Genomic DNA, 17810 nt, shown 5'->3' on the forward strand with positions numbered 1-17810 from the left:
CCAGACGGCGGGTCAGGTAACCCGAGTTCGCCGTCTTGAGCGCGGTGTCGGCCAGGCCCTTGCGAGCGCCGTGGGTGGAGTTGAAATATTCAAGGACGGTCAGGCCCTCCTTGAAGTTCGAGATGATCGGCGTTTCGATGATCTCGCCCGAAGGCTTGGCCATCAGGCCGCGCATGCCCGCGAGCTGCTTCATCTGCGCCTGGCTACCACGGGCGCCCGAATGCGCCATCATGTAGATGGAGTTGATCGGGGCCATGCGGCCAGTCTCGTCCTTGGGCTGGGCGCGGATTTCGTCCATCATGGCGTTCGCCACCTGGTCGCCGCAACGGCTCCAGGCGTCGATCACCTTGTTGTACTTTTCCTGCTGGGTGATGAGGCCGTCCTGATATTGCTGCTCATAGTCAGCCACCAGCGCCTTGGTCTCATCGACATAGGTCACCTTGCTGTCGGGGATGACCATGTCGTCCTTGCCGAAGCTGATGCCGGCCTGGAACGCATGGCGGAAGCCGAGGCTCATGATCGCATCGGCGAACAGCACCGTGTCCTTCTGACCCGTGTGGCGATAGACCTGGTCGATGACGTCGCCGATTTCCTTCTTGGTGAGAAGGCGGTTGACCACGTCGAAGGGCACCTTGTGGCTCTTGGGCAGGCATTCGCCCAGCAACATGCGGCCCGGCGTCGTTTCGAACCGCTTCATATATTGCTTGCCGGCTTCGTCGGTCTGCGGCACGCGGCTGATGATCTTCGAGTGCAGCGTCACCGCTTTGGCGTAGAGCGCCTGATGCACTTCCTGCATGTCGGCGAGCAACATGCCTTCGCCCGGCTCGCCCTCGCGCTCCATCGACAGATAATAGATGCCAAGCACCATGTCCTGCGACGGCACTATGATCGGCTTGCCGTTGGCGGGCGACAGGATGTTGTTGGTGGACATCATCAGCACGCGCGCTTCCAGCTGGGCCTCAAGGCTCAGCGGGACGTGGACGGCCATCTGGTCGCCGTCGAAGTCGGCGTTGAAGGCCGAGCAGACGAGCGGGTGCAGCTGGATCGCCTTGCCTTCGATCAGGACAGGCTCGAACGCCTGGATGCCGAGGCGGTGCAGCGTGGGCGCGCGGTTCAGCATCACCGGATGCTCGCGGATCACCTCGTCCAGGATATCCCAGACTTCCTTGCGCTCCTTCTCGACCCACTTCTTCGCCTGCTTCAGGGTCATGCTGAGACCCTTGGCGTCAAGGCGGGCGTAGATGAAGGGCTTGAACAGTTCGAGCGCCATCTTCTTAGGGAGCCCGCACTGGTGCAGCTTCAATTCCGGCCCGGTCACGATGACCGAACGGCCCGAATAGTCGACGCGCTTGCCGAGCAGGTTCTGGCGGAAGCGGCCCTGCTTGCCCTTGAGCATGTCGGACAGCGACTTGAGCGGACGCTTGTTCGCGCCGGTGATGACGCGGCCGCGGCGACCATTGTCGAACAGCGCATCGACCGCTTCCTGCAGCATGCGCTTTTCGTTGCGGACGATGATGTCCGGCGCGCGCAGTTCCATCAGCCGCTTCAAGCGGTTGTTGCGGTTGATGACGCGGCGGTAGAGGTCGTTCAAGTCCGAGGTCGCGAAGCGGCCGCCGTCCAGCGGCACCAGCGGACGCAGTTCGGGCGGGATGACCGGCACGACGTCCAGGATCATCCATTCGGGGCGGTTGCCGGATTCCAGGAAGGACTCAACCACCTTGAGGCGCTTGATGATCTTCTTGGGCTTCAGTTCCGACTTGGTGACGGCCAGCTCGTCCAGCAGCGCCTGCTTCTCGCCCTCAAGGTCGAGGTCCATCAGCATCTGCTTGACCGCTTCCGCGCCGATCCCGGCGGAGAAGGCGTCCTCGCCATATTGGTCCTGCGCGTCGAGCAGCTCGTCCTCGGTCAGCAGCTGGAACTTCTCCAGCGGGGTGAGGCCCGGCTCGGTGACGATGTAGGACTCGAAATAGAGAACGCGCTCAAGCTGCTTCAACTGCATGTCGAGCAGCAGGCCGATGCGGCTGGGCAGCGACTTCAGGAACCAGATATGCGCGACGGGCGCTGCCAGTTCGATATGGCCCATCCGTTCGCGGCGGACCTTCGATACGGTAACCTCGACACCGCATTTTTCGCAGACGATGCCCTTATACTTCATGCGCTTATACTTGCCGCACAAGCACTCATAGTCCTTGATCGGACCGAAGATGCGCGCGCAGAACAGGCCGTCACGCTCGGGCTTGAACGTACGATAGTTGATCGTCTCAGGCTTCTTGATCTCGCCGAAGGACCACGACCGGATGCGCTCGGGCGAGGCAAGGCCGATCTGGATCTGATCGAAAGTCTCGGTCTTGGCAACCGGATTGGCGAAGTTGGTCAGTTCGTTCATTTTTCTGTCTCCGGACCGTGCAGGTCGTTCAATCTTCAGGTTGCGCTTCGATCGTCCAGCGTTCGTCGGCCTCGCGGTGTGCCACCCAGTTAACGGGGATGTCGGGCACGTCGTTCAAGCCGGGTCGATCAATCACGCAATCTAAACACAGCACCTGGGCTAACTTCGGGTCGTCGTCAGTCGAACCGCATTGGAAGCAAAGTCCATCTTCGTCCACTTGGACCGTGCGGACCTCGCTTCCATCCGCGACATGAATACAAACAACTACCGAGGCTTTTTCACTCCATTCATGTCCCGCGAACGGGATCACTCCGCCGCCTGCGCGAGGCCGTCGTCGTCGTCCGCGACTTCGTCCATCGCGGCGAGTTCGACGTTGAGGCCGAGGCTGCGCATTTCCTTGACGAGCACGTTGAAGCTCTCCGGGATGCCGGCCTCGAACGTGTCGTCGCCCTTGACGATCGCCTCATAGACCTTGGTGCGGCCGACCACGTCGTCGGACTTCACCGTCAGCATTTCCTGGAGCGTGTAGGCAGCGCCATAAGCCTGGAGCGCCCACACCTCCATCTCGCCGAAGCGCTGGCCGCCGAACTGCGCCTTACCGCCCAGCGGCTGCTGGGTGACGAGGCTGTAGGGGCCGATGGACCGCGCGTGGATCTTGTCGTCGACCAGGTGGTGGAGCTTCAGCATATAGATGATGCCCACCGTCACCTTGCGGTCGAACTTGTCGCCCGTCCGGCCGTCATACAGGTCCGACTGACCCGAATTGTGCAGCCCGGCCAGTTCCAGCATCTTCGACACGTCGGCTTCCCGCGCGCCGTCGAACACCGGTGTCGCCATCGGCACGCCGCGGCCCAGATGCTCGGCCAGATCGATGATCTGCTCGGCATCGCGGCCCTCGATCTGGTCCGCATATTGCGGGCCATAAGTGTCGAGCAGCCGCTGCTTGACCGCGTCGGGCATTGCGCCCGCTTCCGCATTCGGATTGGCCTCGCGCCAGTCTTCCAGAGCGTGCTTGATCTGCTCGCCGAGGCCGCGCGCGGCCCAGCCCAGATGCGTCTCGAAGATCTGCCCGACATTCATGCGCGACGGCACGCCCAGCGGGTTGAGCACGATGTCGACATGGGTGCCGTCCTCCAGGAACGGCATGTCCTCGATCGGCAGGATGCGGCTGATGACGCCCTTGTTGCCGTGACGGCCGGCCATCTTGTCGCCCGGCTGCAGCTTGCGCTTCACCGCGACGAACACCTTGACCATCTTCAGCACGCCCGGCGGCAGTTCGTCGCCGCGTTGCAGCTTGTCGACGCGATCCTCGAACTTCTCGACGATCAGCTTCACCGCTTCGTCATACTGCGCCTTGACGGCTTCGATGCCGGCCTGGCGCTGATCGTCCTCGACCGCGAACTTCCACCATTCGTGGCGCTCGACCTCGCCCAGCAAAGCCTCGTCGATGACGACGCCCTTCTTGACGCCCTTGGGCGCTGCCGAAGCGGTCTGGCCCAGCAGCATTTCCTGCAACCGGTTGAAGGTCGCGCGGTTGAGGATCGCGCGTTCGTCCTCGCGGTCCTTGGCGAGCCGGTCGATTTCCTCCCGCTCGATCGCCATGGCGCGCTCGTCCTTGTCGATGCCGTGGCGGTTGAACACGCGCACTTCAACGACCGTCCCGGCAACGCCCGGCGGCAGACGCAGCGACGTGTCGCGCACGTCGGACGCCTTTTCACCGAAGATCGCGCGGAGCAGCTTTTCTTCCGGGGTCATCGGCGATTCACCCTTGGGGGTGATCTTGCCGACCAGAATGTCGCCCGGCTCCACTTCGGCGCCGATATAGACGATGCCCGCCTCGTCGAGGTTGCGCAGCGCTTCCTCGCCGACGTTCGGGATGTCGCGGGTGATGTCCTCCGGCCCCAGCTTGGTGTCGCGGGCCATGACCTCGAACTCCTCGATATGGATCGAGGTGAAGACGTCATCCTTCACGATCCGCTCGGAGATCAGGATGGAGTCTTCATAATTATAGCCGTTCCAGGGCATGAACGCGACCAGCGTGTTGCGGCCCAGCGCCAGCTCGCCAAACTCGGTCGACGGGCCGTCGGCGATGACGTCGCCGGCTTCGATCAGGTCGCCGACCTTCACCAGCGGACGCTGGTTGATGCAGGTGTCCTGGTTGGAGCGCTGGAACTTCTGGAGCGTGTAGATATCGACGCCCGACTGGCCGGGTTCGACATCGCCCGTCGCGCGGATGACGATACGGGTGGCGTCCACCTGATCGACGATGCCCGCGCGCTTCGCCGCGATCGCCGCGCCGGAGTCGCGCGCGACCGTGCCTTCCATGCCGGTGCCGACGAACGGCGCTTCGGCGCGGACCAAAGGCACCGCCTGGCGCTGCATGTTGGAGCCCATCAGCGCGCGGTTGGCGTCGTCATTCTCCAGGAAGGGAATGAGCGAGGCCGCGACCGACACCAGCTGCTTGGGGCTGACGTCCATCAGCGTGATATGGTCCTTGGGCGCCATCAGGAATTCGCCGGCTTCGCGCGCGGAGATCAGGTCTTCCACGAAGCTGCCATCCTCGTTCAGCTCGGCGTTGGCCTGTGCGATCGTGTGCTTGGCCTCCTCCATGGCGGACAGATAGACGACATCGTTCGTCACCTTGCCGTCGATCACGCGGCGATAGGGCGTCTCGATGAAGCCGTACTTGTTGACGCGGCTGAAGGTGGCGAGCGAGTTGATGAGGCCGATGTTCGGGCCTTCGGGCGTCTCGATCGGGCAGATACGGCCATAATGGGTCGGGTGAACGTCGCGCACCTCGAAGCCCGCGCGCTCGCGGGTCAGGCCGCCCGGCCCGAGCGCCGACACGCGGCGCTTGTGGGTGACTTCCGACAGCGGGTTGGTCTGGTCCATGAACTGCGAGAGCTGCGAGGAGCCGAAGAACTCGCGCACCGCGGCCACGGCGGGCTTGGCGTTGATGAGGTCGTTCGGCATGACCGTGGACACGTCCACGCTCGACATGCGCTCCTTGACCGCGCGCTCCATGCGCAGCAGGCCGACGCGATACTGGTTCTCCAGCAGCTCGCCGACCGAGCGGACGCGACGGTTGCCGAGATTATCGATATCGTCAATCTCGCCCTTGCCGTCCTTGAGGTTCACCAGCTCCTTGACCACGGCGAGGATATCCTCGGTGCGGAGCGTCGTCACCGTGTCCTCGGCGTCGAGGTCGAGGCGCATGTTCATCTTGACGCGGCCGACCGCCGACAGGTCGTAGCGCTCGGGGTCGAAGAACAGGCCGGCGAACAGCGATTCTGCCGTTTCCTTCGTCGGCGGCTCGCCGGGGCGCATGACGCGATAAATGTCGGCCAGCGCCTGGTCACGATCCTCGGCCTTGTCGGCCTTCAGCGTATTGCGGATCCAGGGACCGGTGGTGACATGGTCGATGTCGAGCAGTTCCAGCCGGTCGATGCCCGCCTTGTCGAGCTTTTCGAGATTCTCCGGCGACACCTCGTCGCCCGCCTCGATATAGATTTCGCCGGTGCTCTCGTTGATGAGGTCATAGGCGCTGTAGCGGCCATAGACTTCCTCGGTCGGAATGAGCAGCGTTTCCAGCCCGTCCTTCTCCGCCTTGTTCGCGGCGCGGGGCGAAATCTTGTGACCGGCGGCGAACACGACTTCGCCCGACTTGGCGTCGACAATGTCGAAGGCGGGCTTCAGGCCGCGCCAGGCTTCGGCGACATAGGGAATCTGCCAGCCGCCTTCCCCGCGCAGGAAGGTCACCTTGTTGTAGAACTGGCCGAGAATGTCCTCGGCGTTGAGGCCGAGCGCATAGAGCAAGGCCGTGACCGGCAGCTTGCGCTTGCGGTCGATGCGGACGTTGACGATGTCCTTGGCGTCGAACTCGAAGTCGAGCCACGAGCCGCGATAGGGGATGACGCGCGCGGCGAAGAGATATTTGCCCGACGCATGGGTCTTGCCGCGGTCATGGTCGAACAGGACGCCCGGCGAACGGTGCATCTGGCTGACGATCACGCGCTCGGTGCCGTTGACGATGAAGGTGCCGTTCTGCGTCATGAGCGGCATGTCGCCCATATAGACGTCCTGCTCCTTGATATCGAGCACGGAACGGGTTTCGGTGTCGGCGTCCACCTCGAATACGATGAGGCGCAGCGTCACGCGCATCGGCGCAGCGTAGGTGATGCCGCGCTGGCGGCATTCTTCCACGTCATATTTGGGGTCTTCCAGCTCGTAATGGACAAAGTCCATTTCGGCGGTGCCGGCGAAGTCGCGGATCGGGAACACGCTGCGCAGCGTCTTTTCCAGGCCAGACACATAGCCGATCGACGGATCGGACCGCAGGAATTGTTCGTAGCTCTCCCTCTGAACCTCGATCAGGTTCGGCATCTGCACCACTTCGTGGATGTCGCCGAACACCTTGCGGATGCGCTTCTTCGCGCCGGTGTTGCTGATGGGGGGGAGAGCTTTGGTCGCCATGCGGTTCCTGCCTGTAACGGTTCGTCGTGTTTTCCCGCATTGCAGCGGAAATTCAGTCCGGTTGCGGCGTTATGACAGGTGATTCGCGCCTGTCATATCACGCAAAAAAGTGCGGGCCGGGACTGTCCGATCCGCACTGTCAGCGTCTTGAAGACCCGCCGATTTCCGCCCAATCCCGCCGGTTTCGTGAGCTACGCGACACCGGACCCCGGGCGGACCGGGGGACGATCTCCTCTTGCCGATGGCAGAAGGCAGATCGGTTTGGAACACGCCATATAGGCGCGGAATAGGATTTTGTGAAGGGGGTCAGTCCGATCCCCTGTGCCGGACCATCGCAACGAGCGGCGCCGCCAACACGGCCAACGCCGCATAGACGAGGATAGCGAGGGTGTAGCCGCCATCGGCGCCGCGCAGCGCATCGGTCAGCACCGGCGCCAGCGCGCCGATGAGGGCGATCGACGCCGTCACTACGCCGAGCATCCGGGGGAAGGCGGCTGGCCCCACCACATCGGCGAGCAGCATCGATCCGGCCTGCCCCGGCAGCGCGCTCGCCACCCCCCAGAGCAGGACGAAGGCGGCGAGGCCCGCCAGCCCCATCGGCCCGGCGCTTGCCAGCGCCGCGCTGCCCGCCGCCAGCATCAGGCTGATCGCGACCATCGCCTGCCGTGCGCCGACCCGATCGGTCACCAGCCCCGCCATCAGCAGCGCCGGAAGTCCGACGAGGTTGGCGAGGCTGTAGGCGGCGACAGCGCGCCCCTGACCGAGCCCCTGGTGCATCAAGGCGTCCACACTGGCGAACAATATCCCGTTGATCGCCAGTTGCAGCAGCGTCATCGCGCCCGCCACCAGCAGGAAGTCCCGCTGCGCAAGCGCCACGCGGGAGGGGCGCACGCTACCCTCCGTCACGCCCGCCGGCCCGCGCGTCACCAGCAGCACAAGGGGCAGGCCCAGCGCCAGCATCAGGCCCGCGCCGCGCGCCATGGCCCCGCGCCAGCCCCAAAGGTCGATCGCCCAGGCGCTCGCCGGCGGCAGAGCCGCGCCGGCGACAATGGTCGCGCCCAGGAAGATCGCCAACGCCGTCCCGCGCCGCGCGGCCATGTCCCGGGTGATGATCGCGATTCCCGGCACGATCGTCGCGGCGGCGACGCCGACGCCGGCGATCGCCATGGCGCAGAGCAGCGCCAGCCGATAATGGCTGGCCGCCGCTCCCGCCCATCCCGCTGCGCTCAGCAGCACGCCGGCCGCTACGATCCAGCGCGCGTCCATCCGGGTCAGCGCCCAACCGACGGGCAGGCTGGCCAGGCTCATCGCGGTCAGCAGCGCGGTCCCGGCCCATCCGGCATGGCCGCCGAAATCCCGCGCCATGGCCGGCATCACCAGCCCCAGCGAGAAGAGCGTGACCCCCTGCGCCAGAAAGGCAATGATCGACAAGGCGGCCACCGATAACCAGTGGCGGCCTGTCCGGCTCAAGTTCTGCGTTCCATCATGGCAAGGCCCATCTGGTAACGCACGCCGGCATGCACAATGGAAATCGCAACCATATCATAGGTTAAAATAGAAAATGACCGATTTGTCCAATGCTCTTGTCCGGGTAGACGTGTAAGCAGGGCGCCCCGCAACAATCGGTTGGTCGGCCGAGGATGAAGAATTGATCCGCACCGAGGAGATTTACGACGCCGCGACCGACGACGCCGCGTTCGATCGGCTGGCGGCGCGCTTGGCGGAAGCGGTAGGTGCGCGGTCGGGCGTGCTGCACTGGGGTCTAGGGCCGGCGCATGTCGCTGAGGTGAGCTATTCGGGCTATTTCTCCGGCGAGCAGATGGCCCTTTATGACGAGGAATTTCTGGGCGACGATCTGTGGGGGGAGGCGCTGGAAGGGCTCGCCCCCAACCGGGTCTGGGATGTCGAAGCGCTGGTGCCCGACCGCGCCTATGAAGGCAGCCGCATCTATAATGAATGGATTCGCCCGATGGGCGACGACACTTTCCGCTGCCTTGGCGGGATCGTTCAGCATGGCGAGACGATCGGCCATGTCGGGCTGCATCGCGGCAAGAGCCAGGCGCCCTTCGACGATCGGCAGCGCGCGCTGGTGCAGGACAGCGTCGGCCATATCGGCCGCATGTTCGACATCCGTCGCAAGCTCGATCGGGCCTCTGGCCAGGGCAAATCGCTGCGTGCGACGCTGGACCTGGTCGATCATGCGGTGTTCCTGCTGGGTGCGCAGGGCAGGCTGATCGACGGCAACCGCGCGGCCGAGGCCATGCTGCGCCGCCAGGACGCGCTGATGCTGCGCCACCGCCACATTGCCGCTCGCCGTGTGCAGGACGATATGCTGCTCCAGGCAGCGCTGCGCGCGGCGGCGGACCGGGAGTCGACGGAAGCCACCGCCTGTCTGATCCAGCGCGCGGGCGGCTTGCCGCTCGCCGTGTCGGTTGCCGCCATCTGGTCGGGCGATCAGCGGCAGATCGTCCTCATCGTCACCGATCCGCAGGCAGGCGACCCCGGGCTCGCCGCGCGCGTCCGGGCGCTTTACGGCCTCACCCGCGCGGAGGCGGAGGTGGTGGTGGGCCTGAGCGAGGGCAAGCCGCTGGAGCAGGTGTCGCAGGAGCGCGGCGTGGCCCTCGCCACCGTCCGCACCCAGATGAAGACCATCTATCTGAAAATGGATTGCAGCCGCCAGTCCGAACTGGTCGCTCGCGTCGCCCGGCTGCCCCGGCTCAACGCCCCGGACTGACGGCGTTCGCAGCGGCGGGCGGGACCGGCGGCGCGATCTTCACCGTCTCGAACCGCTCCTTGCGCCGCACCCCGGCAAGCCCCGGCTGCGCGGACGGCGCGGCGGCAGCCCTCGGCACGCGATCGCGCATACAGTCGCGGGGCAGGGCGCGCGGCGTCTGCGCGCAATTCCACAGCGCCCGCTGCAAGCCGCTGCCGAGCGCATGGATATAGGCGAAGCTCATCGCGGCCATCTGCGGCTCGGTCAGCGGCAGGCCGGCGGGCGCGCTCCCCGCCTTCCATCCCATGATCCGGCAGTCGGGCCGCCCCGCGCAAAAAGTCTGCGCGATGGCGGGCCAACTGTCGGGCGCGCTGCCGCGTGGCAGTTCGACCAGAAACCCCTTGCCGTCGGGCGCGATGCCCACCAGCCGCGCGCCGCTGATGCTCTTGCCCAGCGACTCCGCCCCGATCGCCTGCTGTGGCTTGGCGGCGAGTGCCGCCAATCCTTCCACCGGCGGCGTCGCGGCTGGCAGGGGCGGAGCGCCCGGCGACGCATCCCCATGGGCGAGCGAAAGCCCGGCGATCTTCGGGATCAGCGGCTCGCCGCCGGAGCGGCTCAGGCGAAAGGCCTGCGGCGTGCCCCACCATCCGCGCCAGCGGAAGAAGAGGTGCGTGCCCACCGCCACGATCTTGTCCAGGCTGCCGCTCCAATAGGGCACCACCCAGTCGGTATGATAATGGGTGGCATGGCCGACCGGCCTGAAAACCTTACCCGCCAGCGCGGCGCGGGCGATCTCCCGCGCGCGGTTCCAAGCCGCCTCGCCGGGCGTCCGCGCCAGCGCGCCGTCGCAGGTGAAGGTGAACTGGCATCCGGTGGCGCGCTCCTGTCCCTGGAACACCACGCCGCACACGGTCTTGGGAAAGGCGGGATGGCGGACCCGGTTCAGCACCACCTGGGCCACCGCCTGCTCGCCGACAGCATCGTCGCCCGCTTCGTACAGTTCGGCCGCTGCCAGGCAATCGGTAGCCCGCGCCAGATCATCCTGCGACCCCTCAAAGACGAACGGCCGCGCCGCCGGATTGGGATCGCGCGAGAAGGGGATGGCGGCGTTGAGCGCCCGCGCCTGATCGGCGGGCAAGGCATAGACCTGGACCGGCTCGACCGGCGGCGGCGGGGTGGCAGGCCGGCGCAACCGCGCGGCGGCAACCGCATCAAACCGCGCCGTAGCCCCGTCGCGCGGCCGGCTTTCCCAGGACGCCACCGCCATCGGCAGGCCGATCAGGATCAACGCCCAGACCAGCCAGACAAGCGGATGCGGCCGGTCGCCAAAAACGGGAGATGTCATGCGACCGGCGCTTCGCCCTTACTCCGGCAGGAAGTCGGGCACGGAAAGATACCGCTCGCCCGTATCATAGTTGAAGCCCAGCACACGGCTCCCCGCCGGCAGTTCCTTCAGCTTCTGCCCGATCGCCGCCAGCGTCGCGCCAGACGAAATGCCGACCAGCATCCCTTCCTCACGCGCGGCACGGCGGGCATAGTCCTTGGCGTCGGCGGGATCGACCTGGATCACCCCGTCGAGCAATTGCGTATGCAGGTTCGCCGGCACGAAGCCCGCGCCGATGCCCTGGATCGGGTGTGGTCCCGGCTGGCCGCCGCTGATGACCGGGGACAGCGTCGGCTCGACCGCGAAGACCTTGAGGTCGGGCCACGCCTTCTTCAGCACCTCGGCGGTGCCGGTGATATGCCCGCCGGTGCCGACCCCCGTAATCAGCGCGTCGATCGGCGCGTCGCCGAAGTCGGTCAATATCTCGACCGCCGTCGTATGGACATGCACGTCGATATTGGCGGGGTTCTCGAACTGCTGCGGCATCCAGCTGCCCGGCGTCTGCGCCACCAGCTCCAGCGCGCGCTCGATCGCGCCCTTCATGCCCTTCTCGCGCGGGGTCAGGTCGAAGCTCGCGCCATAGGCGAGCATCAGCCGCCGCCGCTCGATCGACATGCTCTCGGGCATGACCAGCACCAGCTTATAGCCCTTGACCGCCGCGACCATGGCAAGGCCAACGCCCGTATTGCCCGACGTCGGCTCGATGATCGTGCCGCCCGGCTGCAACGCGCCCGACGCCTCGGCCGACTCGATCATCGCGAGAGCGATTCGGTCCTTGATCGACCCGCCGGGGTTCGACCGCTCCGACTTGATCCACACCTCTGCGTCGCCGAATAGGCGCTGCACGCGGATATGCGGGGTGTTGCCGATGGTTTCGAGTATCGAGGCAGCTTTCACGAGGTCTTCTCCTGATGGGGGTCCGCTCGCCCGATGTCGGGTGGATCGAAACTACGTGCAAGGCGCAATTCTGGAAAGAGCCGCGCCCAAATGAGCGTGATGACGATCGCGCCGATGCCGCCGCCGATCACCGCCGCTACCGGCCCCACCAGCGCCGCCAGGAAGCCGCTTTCCGCCTCGCCCAGCTCGTTAGAGGCGGAAATGGTCAGCTGCGACAGGCTCGACACCCGTCCGCGCATCGCGTCGGGGGTATGCAGCTGCACCAGCGACTGGCGGATGAACACCGACACCATGTCCGCCCCGCCCAGCACCACCAGCGCGCCGATGCCCACCTCCATCGCGATGGAGCGGGGCAGAAATGCGGTGCAGCCGAAGACGATGGTGGCGATGCCGAACAGCACCACCGCGCCCAGCATCTTCAATCCGACTTCGCGTTTCATCGGCCGGAACGAGAACCAGAGCGCCATCAGCCCCGCGCCGATCCCCGGCGCGGCGGCGAGATGACCGAGGCCCGCCGATCCCACATGCAGTATGTCGCGGGCATAGACCGGCAGCAGCGCGGTCGCGCCGGCCAGCAGCACAGCGAACAGATCCAGCGTGATCGTCGCGAGCACCAGCCGGTTGCCCTTCACATATATGAGGCCGTCGACCATCTGCCGGATCGGATGGCGGGTGAGGTCGCGCGCCGGCTGCGGCACCCTGCCGATGAAGAACATTGCGCCGAGCGCCAGCGCATAGAGCGCGCACGCCAGCGCATAGGCGCCCCAGGGCGTCGCCGCATAGGCATAGCCGCCGAGCGCCGGCCCGGCGATCATCCCCGTCTGCCACGCGACGCTGGAAATCGCGATCGCATTGGGCAGCACGGCTGCGGGCACCAGATTGGGCGCGAGCGCGCCATAGGCCGGCCCGTTGAACGCACGCGCAATGCCGACGATCACGGCGATGCCGAAGATCAGCGTGAGGCTGACCCAGCCCTCATAGGTCGCGAACGCCAGCAGCGCCGAAGCCGCCGTCAGCAAGGACAGCGTCAGCCGGGTAATCATCCGCCGGTCGAAATGGTCGGCAACCCACCCCGTCACCGGCGTCAGGAAGAAGAGCGGCAGGAACTGCGCCAGGCCGATAAGGCCAAGCTGCGCCGAAGCGCCCGCCGTGCTCATCGTTTCCCGCGCGATATTATAGGCTTGCCAGCCCAGCACGATCATCATGCTATACTGCGCCAGCACGGCCGCGAACCGCCCCACCAGATAGGCGCGAAAATTGGCGAAGCGCAGCGGATGGCGCGGCGGGGGAGGGGCCGTCATGGGAAGCGGCTTAGCCGGCCCGCCACCACCAGCGCAATCGCGCGAGCGCCCCCACCGCGCTGCTTTTCCTTGTCATGTCCAAAATCGCCCTATCCGGCCGCGCTGTCCTGCGTCGCCAGCCCGGCCTGATAGCCCTGCAATTCCGGCGCGACATAGGCCATGTTCGCCTCGCGCAGCCGCGCGCCTTCGTCATCGTAGAAGAAGGGCAGGAAGGCGTAGCGCCGGCCCCGCGTCACCGGCGTCGCTTCGTGCAGCATAGAGCAGGAGAAAAGCACCGCACCGCCGGTCGGCGCGCGATAGAGGCGCTGGCCATATTCGGGAAAGCGCAGGTCGCCGCCTTCATAGTCCTCGGCATTGAGATTGATGGTGCAGGCGAATTTCCGGTGGGCCGTGCCCTTGGTGCTATTGTCGCGGTGCGGGCGGAAATGGCCGCCCACCGCGCCGTCATAGCAGGCAACCATGAACCGCTCGATCCGGGTGGACTTGAACTGGAAAGCGCGCTCCAGCATCGGCCGGATCGTCCGTCCCATCAGCGCTTTCAGGCCATCGACCAGCTTCATATCCTCGATATGATAGTCGGCGCGCCTTTTGTGGCTATGGTCCATCTTGTGGACGGTGATGCCATTCTCCTCGCGCATGAAGCCCGATTCCTCGCCGCCATGCCCGTCATAGAGGCCGATCAGCCGGCGGCAGAGGTCGGGCGGCAATATGCCAGGCAGCACCAGCACCGGCGCGGTCGGCAGCTCCACCGGACGGTCCACCAGCCCGCGCAATTCCGCCATGATCTCAGCGACTTGGTGCAGCGGCGCCTGCCGCCGGACCCGCAGCATCGGATCGACCAGCAGCCAGAAAGGGGTATATTCCGCCTTCGTCCCGTCCAGCCGGGCCGCGCCATATTGGCTCGACACCGTCCCCTCATAATCCAGGAACCAGCGGATGCCCGGCAGGCTCTGCGCGATCCGCTGCTGCGCCGCGTCCTGCGGGTCGATCGTGACGCCGAAGAAGCAGGCGCGTTCATCGTCAAACAGGTCGCGGTACGCGGCCAGCGCGGCGAGCGGCCCCGCCGCCGCCTCATGCCCGGCCGACCCTATGAACAGCATCACCATCCACCGTCCAGCGGCGGAATCGAAGGCGTAGCGCGGGTTGCCATCCAGCGCCGGGGCGCGGAACCAGGGCACAGGCTCGCCGCTGACGAACAGCTTCTGCATGGCGCGGATGCTACACGCTCCGGCGCGGCGCGCCAGCTATTTGAACAGGCTGCCCAATATGCCGCGCACCAGCTGGCCGGCAATGCCGCCGGACGAGGACCGCCGCCGCGACGATCCGCCGAACACGGCGCGGCCCAGTTCATTGGCGACCTGCCGCCCGACCGACGATCCCGCTGCCCGTGTCGCCGACTGCACCGCCCGATCGAGGGCGCTCGGCTTCGCCGCTTCCCGCGCCGCCGCCGCGTCCCGCCGCGCCTGCTCTTTCAGGTCCGCCTCGCGCTGCTTCGCCTCGACCTTGGCCTGCGCCGCTGCCGCCTTGTCGGCCTCGGCCTGCGCCTTCTGCGCCTGCGCCGCCGCAGCCGCCGCCTGGCCGCGCGCGGCGAGAATTTCCTCAGCCGACTCCCGGTCGACCGCCTCGTCATATTTGCCGGCGCAGGGCGAGATCGACTGGATGATCGCCCGTTCCTTCGGCTCCAGCGGACCCAGGCGCGAGCGGGGCGGGGCAATCAAAGTGCGCTGGACGATGCCGGGCGATCCATCCTCCTGCAACAGCGACACCAAAGCCTCGCCCACCTTCAATTCGGTGATCGCGGTTTCGACATCAAGGTCGGGATTGATGCGGAAGGTCTCGGCCGCCGCCTTGATCGCCCGCTGGTCGCGCGGGGTGAAGGCGCGCAGCGCGTGCTGCACCCGGTTGCCGAGCTGGCCCGCCACATCCTCTGGAATGTCGATCGGGTTCTGGGTGACGAAATAGACGCCCACGCCCTTCGACCGGATCAGCCGCACCACCTGCTCGATCTTGTCGGTCAGCGCCTTGGGCGCATCCTCGAACAACAGGTGCGCCTCGTCGAAGAAGAAGACGAGCTTGGGCTTGTCGGGATCGCCCACCTCGGGCAGCGTTTCGAACAGTTCGGACAGCAGCCACAGCAGGAAGGTCGCATAGAGCTTGGGGCTCTGCATCAGCCGGTCGGCGGCCAACACATTGATATAGCCGCGCCCCTTTTCGTCCACCTGGATCATGTCGTGGATGTCGAGCGCGGGCTCGCCGAAGAAATGGTCGCCGCCCTGGCTTTCCAGCTGGAGCAACTGCCGCTGGATCGCCCCGACGCTGGCCTTGGTCACATTGCCGTAGCGGGCGGACAGCGTATCAGCATTCTCCGCGCAATAGGCCAGCATCGCCTGCAAATCGCCGAGGTCGAGCAGCAGCAACCCTTCCTTGTCGGCATATTTGAAGGCGATCGTCAGCACGCCTTCCTGCGTCTCGTTGAGACCCATCAGCCGCGCCAGCAGCAGCGGCCCCATCTCGCTGACGGTGGTGCGGACCGGATGGCCCTGCTGCCCGTACAAGTCCCAGAAGATCGCCGGATTGTCAGCATAGCTGTAGTCGGCGATGCCGACTTCCGCCGCGCGCGCGACCAGCTTCTCGGCGTTCTTGGCCGTGGGGGAGCCGGCCATCGAAATCCCGGCGAGGTCGCCCTTCACATCGGCCAGGAACACCGGCACGCCGAGCGCCGAGAAGCTCTCCGCAATGCCCTGCAAAGTCACCGTTTTGCCAGTTCCTGTCGCGCCGGCGATCAGGCCATGCCGGTTGGCGCGGCGCAGGTTCAGATATTGGGGCAAGCCGCCATCCTTCTCCGGCGCGCCCAGACCGATGAAGATGCCGTCACTCATGCCACCATCCCTCCCCAAAACGCCGTCATCCCCGCGAAGGCGGGGATCCATCTCCTGACGTCACCAGATCGGATGGCGTGGGAGATGGATTCCCGCCTTCGCGGGAATGACGAGTCTTCTAGCAACAATCGCTGCGGCGGAAAGGGGCGGCAAGCGCCCCCTTACTTATCCCGCAACCGCACCGGCAGGAAGATCGCCGGCTGGCCGCGCCGCAGAACCTGGAGCAGGATGGCGTTGCGGCCCTGCGCCGACACCGCCTTCACCTGCGCGTCAAGGTCTGCCTGGCTCAGGACCGGGCGGTTGTTGGCGCTGATGATGACATCGCCGCGCCGGAGCCCCTTGGCCCCCGCGTCGGTCGATCCGTCCACTGCGGTGATGACGATGCCGCGCGTGTCGGCGGCGATGCCGAGCTGGCGGATGATCGTCGGCGTCAGCGGGATCGCCGAAATACCGAGCGACTGCTGCGCCGCCTGGCCCGGGGCCTGGTCCTGCTGGCTGAAATCGTCGCCATCCTGTTGCTGGGCGAAGCTGTTCAGCTCATCCTCGGACGGGCGCTCGCCCACCACCGCCGTCACCGTCTGGCGCTGGCCGTTGCGGATGAGGACGATCGGCACGCGCGACCCGATCGGCTGGCTGGCGACGATCGAGGAGAGATTCTGGTCGGGGCTGACTTCCTGGCCGGCGACGCTGACGATCACGTCGCCCGCCTTGATCCCGGCCTTGTCCGCGCCCTTGCCTGGCTCCACGCCCTGGACGAACTCCCCGCGATTCTTGGCCAGCCCCAGCGAGTCCGCAAGGTCTTCGCCCAACGGGCTGATCTGCACGCCCAGATAGCCGCGCTTGACCGACTGGCCCTTCATCAGCGTGTTCACGATCGGCGCGGCCTGCTCGGACGGAATCGCAAAGCCGATGCCGACATTGCCGCCCGAGGGCGACAATATCTGACTATTGATGCCGATCACATTGCCGCGCATGTCGAACATCGGGCCGCCGCTATTGCCCTGGTTGATCGACGCATCGGTCTGGATGAACTTGTCATAGGTGCCGCCGGTGCCGCGATGCAGAGCGGAGATGATGCCCGCCGTCACCGTGCCGGAGAGGGCGAAAGGATTGCCGATCGCGACCACCCAATCGCCCACCCGCGCCTTGGTGCTGTCGCCGAACTTGACGAAGGGCAATGGCTTGCTGGCCGTGATCTTGAGCACCGCAAGGTCGGTCGCCGGATCGCGGCCCACCAGCTTGGCGGTATATTCCTCGCGATTGGTGAGCGTCACCGTGATCTGCTCGACGCTCGCACCTTCCGCGCCCGCCGACACCACATGGTTATTGGTGACGATGTAACCATCGGCCGAAATGATGAAGCCCGAGCCGAGCGACTGCGCCTGCCGCGTCTGGGGCTGGCCGCCCTGGCCCTGGCCGAACAGGTCGCCGAACGGGGTGCCGGCAAAGGGGTTCTGCACCTTCACCCGCTGCTTGGTCGAGATGTTGACCACCGCCGGCTGGAGCTTCTCGACCATGTCGGCCAGGCTCGCCGGCGCGCCCGCCGGGGCTGCGGCCTGCAAGCCTTCATTCTGCGCGACCTGCGCGCCGACATTGGAAGCGGTGGTGACGGCGATGGCGGTGCCGCCGAGCAGCAGGGCGCCGGTGATGGCATAAGCGTAACGCACTCGTGACGGTCCTCTCATGGATCTTCAGGATGGGAAGGCGGGACTCTGAACAGGAGCCCAGGAAATGCGCCGCCTTGCCTTAACCCTCATTGAATGGCGCTGGTTCCGTA

11 protein-coding genes are annotated in these 17810 nt (G+C 66.0%); 1 reads left to right on the forward strand and 10 read right to left on the reverse strand.

The features are described 5' to 3' along the window. From rpoC to V2B31_RS10430, 4 genes are all read right to left on the reverse strand, one after another. Positions 1-2386 (reverse strand): DNA-directed RNA polymerase subunit beta' (gene rpoC / locus V2B31_RS10415; RefSeq protein ID WP_328278180.1); only part of this gene is annotated, 2386 nt, incomplete at its 3' end. 28 nt (positions 2387-2414) lie between these two features. Then, positions 2415-2696, reverse strand: a complete 282-nt coding sequence (locus V2B31_RS10420; RefSeq protein WP_328278186.1) for a hypothetical protein — start codon at positions 2694-2696, stop codon at positions 2415-2417. After that, positions 2693-6859 carry a DNA-directed RNA polymerase subunit beta gene (gene rpoB, locus V2B31_RS10425; protein ID WP_328278189.1) on the reverse strand — a complete coding sequence of 1389 codons (4167 nt, stop codon included), beginning with the start codon at positions 6857-6859 and terminating at the stop codon, positions 2693-2695. The genes V2B31_RS10420 and rpoB overlap by 4 nt, the downstream gene beginning before the upstream one ends. Positions 6860-7165: 306 nt before the next feature. Further along, positions 7166-8329: an MFS transporter gene (locus V2B31_RS10430; RefSeq protein WP_328278193.1), complete on the reverse strand. Its 1164-nt coding sequence runs from the start codon at positions 8327-8329 to the stop codon at positions 7166-7168. Between the two features lie 178 nt (positions 8330-8507). Between V2B31_RS10430 and V2B31_RS10435 the strand changes: the two genes are divergently transcribed. Then, positions 8508-9593, forward strand: a complete 1086-nt coding sequence (locus tag V2B31_RS10435; protein WP_328278197.1) for a helix-turn-helix transcriptional regulator — start codon at positions 8508-8510, stop codon at positions 9591-9593. Here the strand turns inward: V2B31_RS10435 and V2B31_RS10440 are convergent. The 6 genes from V2B31_RS10440 to V2B31_RS10465 form a co-directional block, all read right to left on the reverse strand. Then, positions 9577-10917, reverse strand: a complete 1341-nt coding sequence (locus tag V2B31_RS10440; RefSeq protein ID WP_328278200.1) for a cell wall hydrolase — start codon at positions 10915-10917, stop codon at positions 9577-9579. The genes V2B31_RS10435 and V2B31_RS10440 overlap by 17 nt on opposite strands. An 18-nt stretch (positions 10918-10935) precedes the next feature. Beyond that, positions 10936-11853 carry a cysteine synthase A gene (gene cysK, locus V2B31_RS10445; RefSeq protein ID WP_328278202.1) on the reverse strand — a complete coding sequence of 306 codons (918 nt, stop codon included), beginning with the start codon at positions 11851-11853 and terminating at the stop codon, positions 10936-10938. Next, positions 11850-13154 carry an MFS transporter gene (locus V2B31_RS10450; protein WP_328278204.1) on the reverse strand — a complete coding sequence of 435 codons (1305 nt, stop codon included), beginning with the start codon at positions 13152-13154 and terminating at the stop codon, positions 11850-11852. The genes cysK and V2B31_RS10450 overlap by 4 nt, the downstream gene beginning before the upstream one ends. Positions 13155-13243: 89 nt before the next feature. Continuing rightward, the gene (locus V2B31_RS10455; protein ID WP_328278206.1) at positions 13244-14362 is read right to left on the reverse strand and encodes a prolyl hydroxylase family protein; all 1119 of its coding nucleotides are present in this window, start codon (positions 14360-14362) and stop codon (positions 13244-13246) included. Between the two features lie 36 nt (positions 14363-14398). Then, the gene (locus V2B31_RS10460; protein ID WP_328278208.1) at positions 14399-16033 is read right to left on the reverse strand and encodes a helicase HerA-like domain-containing protein; all 1635 of its coding nucleotides are present in this window, start codon (positions 16031-16033) and stop codon (positions 14399-14401) included. A 161-nt stretch (positions 16034-16194) separates the two neighbouring features. Further along, positions 16195-17700: a Do family serine endopeptidase gene (locus V2B31_RS10465; RefSeq protein WP_328278210.1), complete on the reverse strand. Its 1506-nt coding sequence runs from the start codon at positions 17698-17700 to the stop codon at positions 16195-16197. Positions 17701-17810: the final 110 nt, after the last annotated feature.

Source organism: Sphingobium sp. (assembly GCF_036170395.1).
Classification (GTDB): domain Bacteria; phylum Pseudomonadota; class Alphaproteobacteria; order Sphingomonadales; family Sphingomonadaceae; genus Sphingobium.

Excerpts from the sequence above, each read along its gene's own strand:
- rpoB (WP_328278189.1), bottom strand. The coding sequence starts at position 6,859 with ATGGCGACCAAAGCTCTCCCCCCCATCAGCAACACCGGCGCGAAGAAG.
- V2B31_RS10440 (WP_328278200.1), bottom strand. The coding sequence starts at position 10,917 with ATGACATCTCCCGTTTTTGGCGACCGGCCGCATCCGCTTGTCTGGCTG.
- V2B31_RS10450 (WP_328278204.1), bottom strand. The coding sequence starts at position 13,154 with ATGACGGCCCCTCCCCCGCCGCGCCATCCGCTGCGCTTCGCCAATTTT.
- V2B31_RS10455 (WP_328278206.1), bottom strand. The coding sequence starts at position 14,362 with ATGCAGAAGCTGTTCGTCAGCGGCGAGCCTGTGCCCTGGTTCCGCGCC.
- V2B31_RS10460 (WP_328278208.1), bottom strand. The coding sequence starts at position 16,033 with ATGAGTGACGGCATCTTCATCGGTCTGGGCGCGCCGGAGAAGGATGGC.